The sequence below is a fragment of the Asticcacaulis sp. genome, from assembly GCF_020217185.1.
In the GTDB taxonomy this organism is placed as follows: domain Bacteria; phylum Pseudomonadota; class Alphaproteobacteria; order Caulobacterales; family Caulobacteraceae; genus Asticcacaulis.
Genome location: NZ_JAIWNX010000065.1, coordinates 1 through 10,000 on the forward strand (window position 1 = coordinate 1; position 10,000 = coordinate 10,000).

Here is a 10,000-nt window from a genome sequence, read left to right on the forward strand (position 1 = left end):
GTGCGGAAAAGTGTGAGCGGTTTTCCGCAAAAACATCGCGACAAAACAAAAATTTAGAGCGAAATGGCGTTTCCACCTAAAGTCATTTCGCTCTAGAAACGGTAGGCCAGACCGACCGAGGCGACGACCGGGTCGAGATCGACCTTGGACTTCAGCGCGCCGTCATTGATTTTGGCATCGGTGTTGAACCACACCTTTTTCACGTCGGCGTTGAGCGACCAGTTGCCCTTCAGGGCGATATCGACACCGCCCTGAAGCGCATAGCCCAGACCATCATCCAGCTTCACCTTGAAGCCGTTATAGTCCTTGCTGTTGTAGAAGATCATGGCGTTGACGCCCGCGCCCACATAGGGGCTGACGCGGCCCTTGGGGTTGAAGTGATATTGAGCCGCAATGACCGGCGGCAGGACGCGCGTCGTATGCACCTTCACATCGGTTGTGCCGCCCACGGCGCGCACTTCGTGCTTGGACGTGCCCAGAATGGCCTCAACGGCGATATGGTCAGTGAAGAAATAGGTGAAGCCAAGGCTGGGGATGGTGTCGTCCTTCACCTTGACATCCAGACCGCTGTCGACGCCGGCGGCTGTCTTGATGTCGCCCTTTTCGTCCGGGGCGACGCTGGTGATGCGGGTGGCGACGATGAACTGCCCCTTGGCCTTGGGCTTGAACTCCTGCGCCGACGCGCCGTTGGCAAGGCCCATAACCAGCAGGCTGGCACCGATCAGATAAGCGATTTTCATGGCGAATACTCCTCTTCGTGCGTTTCGCTTCGAAGTTGGGTTTAGCCGCCCGCCGCGCGTCTGTGACCTGCGCATTCCGCCGCGCGTCAGCCTGCCTCAGGGACCAGACGCCGCGCGACAAATAACCACATTTATTTCATGGATATTCAGCGATTGCGACGATCGTGCCGGGATTGTATGACCTTCACACCCGCAACGCATTAAAGGCACACGCATGTCCGTTCGCAATCTTACGCCCGCCGAAGTTCAGGCCGCCCTCGACAGCGGGGCGATCCACCTGATCGATGTGCGCGAGCTGTATGAGTACGAGCGCGTGCGCGTGCCCGGCAGCGTCAACCTGCCCCTCTCCACCTTCCATCCGGCCGAACTGCCGCAGGACGGCAAGGAGATCATCTTTATGTGCGCCGGAGGGGTGCGGTCGCTGCGCGCCATCGAAGCGGCGCAAGCCTTCGGCCTCACCGCCGACGCGCATCTGGCTCCCGGCATCAATGGCTGGATCGCCGCAGGCCTTGCGGTTGAGGCATAAAACAGGGCCTTTTCCGCTTGGATCGGAAAAGGCTCTTAGATCATTATGATTTCTGGTGGAACATAATGATCTGGATTCTTGTTTCGCCCCTCGCCGGGCGGTGGCTTCGCCACCTTGGCCGCCGCCTCAATGGTGGCTTGAGCGGATGATTTTAGAAATCATTCCGCTCTAAAACCTACAGATCAGCGCCGGTAATAAACCCATCGGCGTTTTTGTCGCGCGTCTTGAACCCCGCCAGGTTATATGCGGTGAGTTCCTCAAGCGTCACCTTGCCATCGGCATTGGCATCCGCCGCCGCCATGTCCGCGATACGCTTGATCGTCTTGGGGTCATCGGCCGGCGCTATGCCGACGTAGAATTTTTCGATTTCATCCCTGCTCAGGGCCTTGTCGCCATTGGCGTCGATGCGTTTGAACAGGGACGGCTTGTCACGCACCCATTCTTCGGGGCTCAGCTTGCCATCGCCATCCTTGTCCATCTTGGCCAGATGGTCGGGCAAGGCCTGAGCCGAAACGGTCGTGCCCATCACCATGGTCGTCAACAGCGCAGAGCACGCAAACACGATAAAATGCGGACGCTTAATCATATGTTTTCCCCGTCTGAATTATGCGCTGCATTCCTCACCAGCGGCGGGGCAGCCGCGCGAAGGTGATCGAATTTTTGATCAATGTCTATTTATTTCGATCATTTTTGCGCGGTTAAGGGGCCTCCGTGTCGATTACGCCGCATCTAGCGAACCGGATCGCGTGACCTGCACCGGCGACGCAATCCGGACCATAGGTTTTAAAACGCTTTACGCACGGTGACGCCGAAGCTGCGCGGGTCGCCGGGCTGGCCATAAATGGCCCCGGAGTTACCGGCCTGAAGGCTGAGGAATTGCAGATACTCTTCGTTGAAGGCGTTCTTGGCCCACAGGAAGACCTCCGTGCCGCCGCTGGCGCGGTAGCCGACGCGAAAGTTGGCGGTGGTCGAGGCTTCGACGACCGTATATTTCGACACCGACGGATCGGAGTTCCAATCGGACCGGTAGGAGACATCACCGCTAAAATAGGCGTCGCCGCTCAGCTTACCGATGGTGGCCGGGTGATTATATTCCCAGCCGATCGAGCCCGCCCACTTCGACACGCCGGGCAGGTCCTTACCGCTGAGGTCGGCAACGGAAGAACTGGAGGTCTGAAGCTCCAGAGGGGCCGGACCGTTCTTGAACGAGGCGTACTTGCCGTCGGTATAGCTCACCGAGCCATAGATCAGCAGGTTATCCGTCGCACGGAACTTGCCGTCCAGTTCAACGCCACGCACCTCGACCTTCTCGATATTGGCCAGATAGGGACGAATGGCCCCCAGATTACCGTCCACGACGGTCGCCTGATAGTCTTTGACGTTCGTGCTGTAGATCGCGACATTGACCGTGCCGCGCTTATCCCAGAACTGCGTCTTCAGGCCCGCTTCGATGGTCTCCACCTCTTCCGGCTTGACGACGATGGAGGCGCTGAAGGGCTGGAAGTTGGCATCGACCGGCACACCGGCAGCATTGATACCGCCCGACTTATAGCCCTTCGACAGGTTGACATAGCCCAGCACGGTGGGCGTCAGGTCATAGGCGAAGTTGATCTGACCCGACGGGCTGTCGTCCTGATAATCGGCCGTATAGGCATAGGTCGGGGCGATATTGTTCTTGGCCGTGATCTGGGACGCGACCGTCGTCGCCAGCCCGCCGGTGACGATCTGGCGGAAGCTGCCGTCCTTTTCCTCATAGGTGTAGCGCAGGCCCGGCGTGATGCGGAAGCGGTCCGTCACGTTCCAGGTCAGTTGCCCGAACACCGCATAGGAGCGCACCTTGGTGACCACGTGGGTTCTGGAGGTCAGGCCGTCAATAAGGTTTGCAGGCACATTGGTACCGATGAGCCAGAAGGCCCCGTCCTTGCCCCACTGTTCCACGCCGTTGGTTTCGACGCGCTGATTGAAGCCATAGGCCCCGACCACCCAGTTGACCTTGCGGTCGCCGTTCGAAGCCAGTCGGAATTCCTGAGAGATTTGCTGCTGTTCAGACGGGTTGTTAGATTTGACCCGGATCGACAGAGAGGTGTAGTCGCGGTCGTTCTGCGGCGTCCAGTCCCAGTCGCGATAGGCTGTGATCGAGGTCAGGGTGACATCGCCCAGGTCCCAGTTGACCGTACCCGACAGGCCATTGATCACCTGCTTGGCTTCCAGCGGCGAATTGACATCGACCAGCCGGTCATAGGGGTTGGCCGACGGCGGCGCATAGTTGAGCGCCGCGGCCAGCGCCGGGAACTGACGATTGGCGGCCCGCAGCGACGCCCCATAGCGCACGAAGGTCTGGGTATTGGCCTCCGGGTCCTGATAGGCGAAGTCGTAGGACAGACGCACATTGAGCTTATCCGATGGCTTCCACAGCAGTTGGGCGCGCAGGACCTGACTGTTCAGATCGTTCTGCTTGACGTTCAGATAGGTGTTCTTGAACAGGCCATCGCGCCTGGTGCCGCCGAAGGCCACACGCACGGCCACGGTGTCGCTGAGCGGGCCCGACAGGCTTATCTTGGTTTGCAGGAAGCCATAGTCACCGACGCTGGCCTCGACACGGCCTTCCGGCGTGAAGCTGGGGGCGCGGGTGGTGATGTTGAGCGCACCGGCCGTGGTGTTCTTGCCAAACAGGGTGCCTTGCGGGCCGCGCAGAATTTCGACGCGCTCAATGTCGAGCAGATCGACAACCGCCGAGCCGGGGCGGGCATAGAAGACTTCATCGACATAGATGCCGACGCCCTGTTCAAGCCCGTCATTGGTCAGGCCAATGCCCGACCCCAGACCGCGGATGGTCGTCGCCGTATTGCGCGGGTTGGACGAGATGAATTGCAGGCTCGGCTGCACCTTTTGCAGGTTCTCGACGTTGTAGATGCCAGCGGATTCGAGTTGCTCACCGGAGATGGCCGAGACAGCGATCGGCACCTTTTGCAGGTTTTCGCTCTTACGGCGGGCGGTGACATAGACGTCAGTGATGGCGCTATCGCCAGAGGCCGCGTCATCGGCGGCAGGCGCATCAGCAGCGAACACAGGGGCGGCAAGGGCGAGCGAAGAGACACCAGCCAGAAGGGCGAGCGAAATCTTCCCCGCCCGCAAAGCGGAGCGAGAATGGGACATGGAGGATACCTTCGTGCGTGAGAGGCGTCGCTTCCGGTCTGTCCGGTCAGGGCGCGTGTGTTTTTTTGTGGGCGCAAATGCGCTAAAACTAATCGCGGCGGGTCTCGAAACGGACCTTTTCGCTCTTTTCGATCTGAACGATACGCGAGTCGTGGATGACCACTTCGACCGATCCATAACGGATCTGGCTGATAGCGTTCAGGATGTGCTGCTCCGCCTCGGACAGGGCGCGCGGCGCGGTCAGGTGATGCAGAGGGCTCATGGTGTATTCCTCAGCGGCGTTAATTACTATCAAATAAGTCGTCTATAAGCCCGTTTCCGTCAAATGAATTCTGGCAGAGTTTAGAAATCATCCTGTGTGTCGGCCCGTCAACCCGGAGGCTTCGGAAGCGATTACCTCAGAAAGAGCTAAATTAAAGCATTGATATTAAATGTTTATTGTTAAATTTCACAAAATCGCCACGGTAAGTACACGCCCCTACACCCGCTAAAAGCACGAAACGCAGGAGCGCCGTAATGCCGCCCTACTTTAGCCATTCTAATTCAAAATCAAAATGGTTCAGTTTTAATTAGATCACGCGCCATGGAAGAAGTCGTAGATGCGCTGGGCCAGGGCCTCATTGATGCCTTCCACCTTGCGCAGGTCTTCGATGCGCGCCTTGCCCACCTCACGGCCCGACCCGAAGGCGGCCAGCAGGGCGCGTTTTTTGCGCGGGCCGATGCCTTCGATCTCATCCAGCGGATTTTTGGTGATCGCCGCGTCGCGCTTTTGACGATTGGCCCCGATGGCGTAGCGGTGCGCCTCATCGCGCAGGCGCTGAAGATAGTAGAGGACCGGCGATTTGGGCTCCATCATGAAGGGGGCACGTCCTGGCATGAAGAAGCGCTCCATCCCGGCGTCGCGATCCGGCCCCTTGGCCACACCGACAATGCGGATGTCTTCCATGCCGAGTTCGCGCATCACGTCCAGAACGGCCTCAAGTTGCCCCTGCCCGCCATCGACCAGCACCAGATCGGGACGACCAAAGCCTTCCTCTTCCGTCGCATCTTCCGCACGGTTTTTCAGACGTAAAAACCGACGACGGAACACTTCGCGCATCATGGCGTAGTCGTCACCGGCGGTCATCTTATCGAGATCACGGATGGTAAACTTGCGATACTGCCCCTTCATAAAGCCTTCGGGCCCGGCCACCACCATGCCCCCCACCGCATGCGTGCCGCCGAGGTGCGAGTTGTCGTAAACCTCAATGCGGTTAGGCGGGGCGGGCAACTCAAACACCTCCGCCACGCCTTTCAGCAGGCGCGTCTGCGCCGACTGTTCGGCCATGCGCCGGCCCAGCGCCGCCCTGGCGTTGTTGAGGGCATGGGCCACAGCATCGGCCTTTTCGCCCCGGCGCGGGCAGTGGATCTCGACCTTACGACCGGCGCGCAGCGACAGGGCTTCCATCATCAGGTCCGGCTCACTTAGGGGATGCGAGACAAGGATGAGCTTCGGTACCGGACGGTCCTGATAGAACTGCCCCAGAAAGGCATCGAGGATTTCGCCCTCAGCGTTGTCCGTCTCTTCACCGCTGTCGGGCACGCGCGGGAAGTAGGCGCGGTCGCCCCAGTTCTGCCCCGCCCGGAAGAAGATGGTCTGTACGCAAGCCGACCCGCCTTCGCTGATCACGGCAAAGACGTCGGCCTCGGCCTCACCGATGCCGATGGAAGAGGTCATGGACACGTGGTTGAGCGCCCGCACCCGGTCACGCAGGTGTGCCGCCTTCTCGAAATCCATATCGTCGGAGGCCTTCATCATGCGTTTGGTCAGGTCGTCGATGACCACGCGCGAACGACCTTTCAGAAAGGCCTCGGCCTGCCCCACCAATGCGCCATAATCCTCAAGGCTGATCTCACCGGTACACGGCGCCGAACAGCGACGAATCTGATGCAACATGCAGGGCCGCGTACGCGAGGCATAGACGCTGTCGGTGCAGGTACGCAGCAGGAAGGCGCGTTGCAGCGTATCGAGGGTACGGTTCACCGCCTGGGTCGAGGCGAAGGGGCCGAAATATTCGCCCTGAATGGCGTGCGCCCCGCGATGCTTGGTGATCTGTGCTGCCGCGTGGTCCTTACGTACCAGAATTTCGGCAAAGGATTTATCGTCGCGCAGCAGCACATTGTAGCGCGGTTTGAGCGCCTTGATCAGGCGCGCCTCCAGCAGCAGGGCCTCGCCCTCGGTCTGTGTGCGCACAATGACCATGGATCGCGTCAGATAGACCATGCGCGCGATACGCTGGGCATGGACGCGCCCCTGTGCATACTGAAGGATGCGCTTTTTCAACGACTTGGCCTTGCCCACATAGAGCACCTCGTCGTTTTCTCCGATCATGCGATAGACGCCGGGCTTGTCTTCCGCCAGCCGCGCTTCACGCAGGATCAGAGCCGCCCCCGTCAGGGGCGCATCGGTCGGGAGGGTTTCGGATAAGGCATCGGTAGGCAGGTCGGACATGCTCCCGATATAGGCGAAGGGCCGGAACGGGGCAAGAACATCCGCATCCACCTTCCCTTCTTAAATGACATAATTGCAAAGGTGCGCCACAGGAATTGACTTGCCTTCGTCGGGGCATGGCGTCATGGAGAGACACCGCACACAAAATCGTGATCGCATGACCGCCACGCCTGCCGCCCGATCGTCCGAAATCCGCGCCCTCACGGGTTTGCGCGGCGTCGCGGCCCTGTTCGTCGTGCTCTATCACGCCACCGGCTATTTTCGCTTTCCCGATCCGTGGCAGCACTATGTGCGGCATGGCTATATTTCGGTCGATCTGTTCTTTGTCCTGTCCGGCTTCGTCATGGCCATGACCTATGGCAAGCTGTTCGACGCAGGCTTTCAATGGCCGAACTTCCGCAAGTTCATCCTGATGCGTGTGGCGCGCGTGTGGCCGCTGTTTGCGCTGATGACGCTGATCACCGCCGCCCTGATCCCGACCGTTCTGGGTAAGCGCTACTATGCGGAAGACGTCTGGCACGGCCTGTTACCCAACCTGACCATGACTCAGGCCTGGGGGCTGGCCAATTCCATCGTCCGCCCGTCATGGTCGATCTCGACCGAATGGGCGGCCTATCTGGTTTTTCCACTGCTGGTGATTGCGGCCCTCAAAGGCTCGTGGCAACGCGCACTTTTGTGGACCGGGCTGGCCGCCGGTCTGCTGGCCTTTGTCGCCTATGGCCCCCTGTGGTTCGGGCAGACGATTCGCCGCTCAGGCCCGCTGGACATCGCCGCCTCCTACGCCAGCGGCACCCTGCTGCGCTGCCTGTTGAGCTTCTTCATCGGTATGGTGGCCTATCGTTTCCGCGCTCTGGTGCCGTCTCGCGCCGCAGTCCTGTTTCTGGTGGCGTCGCTCCTGCTGATCGCCTGGCGCCCGTCGGACGTCATTCTGGTGGGTCTGTTTACCGGGCTGATCATGGCCCTTTCCGACGACGACGGCCCGGTGGCCAAAATGTTGTCATGGCGACCGGTCTATCTGATCGGCGTGTGGTCCTACGCCATCTATCTGATCCACGATGTCGTGCTGTTTGGCACCTTCCGCACCCTGCCAAAGTTTGGCCTGAGCCTGCCGGGGGAGCGCGTCCACTGGTTGATGGCAGCGATTGCCGTAACGGTCGTGCTGTCCGCACTAGCACATTACGGCTTTGAGAAGCCTTCACGCGACGGGCTGCGCCGGCTGATCAGCCGCTGGACGGCCCGCAAACCGGAGTTGCACGCCGTTGCTGGTGACCTGCCGGCTGAGCCTGCCCCTACCACAGCGGGTCCGGCGGCAGACCTTGCAGAGCTTCCTGTATCCGCCGCAAAGAGCCGCCGTTGATATTGTCCGGCAGGGCGTCGATATCGAAGAAATCGACATTCTTGATTTCCCCCTGCGAGGTCAGTTCACCGCGCTCGAAGCGGTCAATGCGATAGAGCAGCACGTGATCGCCGGGGAAGAAGCGTTCATTGGAATGGATCGACAGAAGGCGCGGTGTTTCGTGGGCAATAATTCCCGCCTCTTCGCGCAGTTCACGCACCACGGCGTCGCCCGCCGCCTCAAAGGCATCGACGCCACCACCGGGCAGCCACCAGCCTTCGAGATAGGTATGCTCGATCAGCAGAACGCGACGCTCATCCTCTACCACAAGGCCGCGCACACCCAGAGTCTTGCCCCGCGTCATGCGCGAATGAGCAAAGAACAGCGGCCGGGTGTACGGCTCGACAAGGCGCTTCCAGTCTTCCATGCGTATAAAAATAAGATAAATAACGCTGTGCGCAAGCCTTGCGCCCGGTTTTTCTCGCTGCGCCGCGCAACAAGGCTTGAGTTCGCCGTAAGAGGCGCTTAATCAGATAAAAACAGGACTGACCGGGAGATTTCACATGCTGGCCATCGGCATTTTTGCGGGCTTCATCGCCTTCTATTTCATCGTCAACTATATCGACTTTGGCCGTATTGACTAAACCGGCTCCCAAAATCGCTCTGGTCACCGGTGCGGCCAAACGCATCGGCAGGGCCGTAGCCTTTGCGCTGGCGAAACGCGGCTACGATATCGGCGTCCATTACGGCACTTCCGCAACCGATGCGCAGGCCTTGGTTGAGCAGTTACGCGCGTCTGGCGTGCGGGCAGAAGCGCTTCAGGCCGACCTGTCGGACGCCGACAGCGTCAAGGCGCTCATTCCCGCGACCGTGGCCGCTCTGGGTCCTCTGAGCCTGCTGATCAACAATGCCTCAGTGTTTTTCGATGACCGCGCCGGGACGCTGACGGTGGCGCGCTGGCACGCCCATATGAACACCAATCTGCTGGCCCCTGTGCTGCTGGCGCAGGGTTTTGCGGCGCAAGGCGCTCTGCCGGACGGCGCCGCTATCGTCAATCTGATCGACCAGCGGGTGCTGAAACCCTCCCCGCCCTTCTTCTCCTACGGTTTGTCAAAGGCCGGGCTGTGGCACGCCACGCGCACCCTGGCGCAGGAACTGGCCCCGCGCATCCGCGTCAATGCTGTGGGGCCGGGTCCTACCCTGCCCTCCATTCACCAGACCGAAGCCGATTTCGAGGCCGAGGCCGCTTCGACCCTGCTGCAAAAGCGGGTCACGCCGGAAGAGATCGCCGAGGCCGTGGTGTTTCTGGCCGAAGCCCCTTCGGTGACCGGTCAGATGATCTGCGTCGATTCGGGCCAGCATCTGGGCTGGAAGACGCCGGATATGGAAGGGTTGTAGCTCTCCTTACACCTCCTCTACATGGGTAGGGAGGTGTAATGTGTGTGCTTACTTCGTGCGTTCGACGCTGTAATCGGCCAGCGCTTCCAGTGCTTTGCGCCAGTCCGAGGCTTCAAAGCCTTTCAACGCATCCTTGGCCTTTTGCGCATAATGGCGAGCCGTCTCGATCGTCTTGGCCATCGCTCCTGATTCGACAATCAGGGCCTGCGCCTGCGCCAGATCGCCGTCGGTCTGCTCGCGCATCGAGACCGTGCGGTGCCAGAAATCAGCGGCTTGCGGCGTCGCCTTGACGGCCAAAATCAATGGCAAGGTTGCCTTACCCTCAGCAAAATCGTCACCGGCATTCTTGCCGA

General features: G+C 60.1%; 9 protein-coding genes and 1 pseudogene. 3 read left to right on the forward strand and 7 right to left on the reverse strand.

The window, feature by feature from the left end:
- Positions 1-92: 92 nt before the first annotated feature.
- Positions 93-740: an OmpW family outer membrane protein gene (locus tag LDL37_RS03125; protein WP_290794191.1), complete on the reverse strand. Its 648-nt coding sequence runs from the start codon at positions 738-740 to the stop codon at positions 93-95.
- A gap of 214 nt (positions 741-954) precedes the next feature.
- Here LDL37_RS03125 and LDL37_RS03130 point away from each other — a divergent pair, with 214 nt between their 5' ends.
- Positions 955-1,266 carry a rhodanese-like domain-containing protein gene (locus tag LDL37_RS03130; protein WP_290794194.1) on the forward strand — a complete coding sequence of 104 codons (312 nt, stop codon included), beginning with the start codon at positions 955-957 and terminating at the stop codon, positions 1,264-1,266.
- A 175-nt stretch (positions 1,267-1,441) separates the two neighbouring features.
- On the opposite strand, the gene LDL37_RS03135 is transcribed toward LDL37_RS03130, so the two are convergent.
- From LDL37_RS03135 to uvrC, 4 genes are all read right to left on the reverse strand, one after another.
- Entirely contained in the window at positions 1,442-1,852 is a 411-nt protein-coding gene (locus LDL37_RS03135; RefSeq protein WP_290794197.1) for an EF-hand domain-containing protein, read from the reverse strand.
- Positions 1,853-2,049: 197 nt separating this feature from the next.
- Positions 2,050-4,422 (reverse strand): TonB-dependent receptor, encoded by a 2,373-nt coding sequence (locus LDL37_RS03140; RefSeq protein WP_290794200.1) that lies wholly within the window; start codon positions 4,420-4,422, stop codon positions 2,050-2,052.
- 88 nt (positions 4,423-4,510) lie between these two features.
- Positions 4,511-4,684 carry a YezD family protein gene (locus LDL37_RS03145; protein WP_126419815.1) on the reverse strand — a complete coding sequence of 58 codons (174 nt, stop codon included), beginning with the start codon at positions 4,682-4,684 and terminating at the stop codon, positions 4,511-4,513.
- 312 nt (positions 4,685-4,996) lie between these two features.
- Positions 4,997-6,913, reverse strand: a complete 1,917-nt coding sequence (uvrC, locus tag LDL37_RS03150; RefSeq protein WP_290794207.1) for an excinuclease ABC subunit UvrC — start codon at positions 6,911-6,913, stop codon at positions 4,997-4,999.
- A 157-nt stretch (positions 6,914-7,070) separates the two neighbouring features.
- Here uvrC and LDL37_RS03155 point away from each other — a divergent pair, with 157 nt between their 5' ends.
- Positions 7,071-8,270 carry an acyltransferase gene (locus tag LDL37_RS03155; protein WP_290794210.1) on the forward strand — a complete coding sequence of 400 codons (1,200 nt, stop codon included), beginning with the start codon at positions 7,071-7,073 and terminating at the stop codon, positions 8,268-8,270.
- On the opposite strand, the gene LDL37_RS03160 is transcribed toward LDL37_RS03155, so the two are convergent.
- Positions 8,203-8,676: an NUDIX domain-containing protein gene (locus LDL37_RS03160; RefSeq protein WP_290794213.1), complete on the reverse strand. Its 474-nt coding sequence runs from the start codon at positions 8,674-8,676 to the stop codon at positions 8,203-8,205. The genes LDL37_RS03155 and LDL37_RS03160 overlap by 68 nt on opposite strands.
- Before the next feature lie 209 nt (positions 8,677-8,885).
- On the opposite strand from LDL37_RS03160, the gene LDL37_RS03165 reads away from it, so the two are divergent.
- On the forward strand, positions 8,886-9,647 hold the full coding sequence (locus LDL37_RS03165) for an SDR family oxidoreductase (protein ID WP_290794216.1): 762 nt from the start codon (positions 8,886-8,888) through the stop codon (positions 9,645-9,647).
- 48 nt (positions 9,648-9,695) lie between these two features.
- On the opposite strand, the pseudogene LDL37_RS03170 reads toward LDL37_RS03165, so the two are convergent.
- A pseudogene (locus tag LDL37_RS03170) lies at positions 9,696-10,000 on the reverse strand (polyprenyl synthetase family protein); the annotation flags it as partial.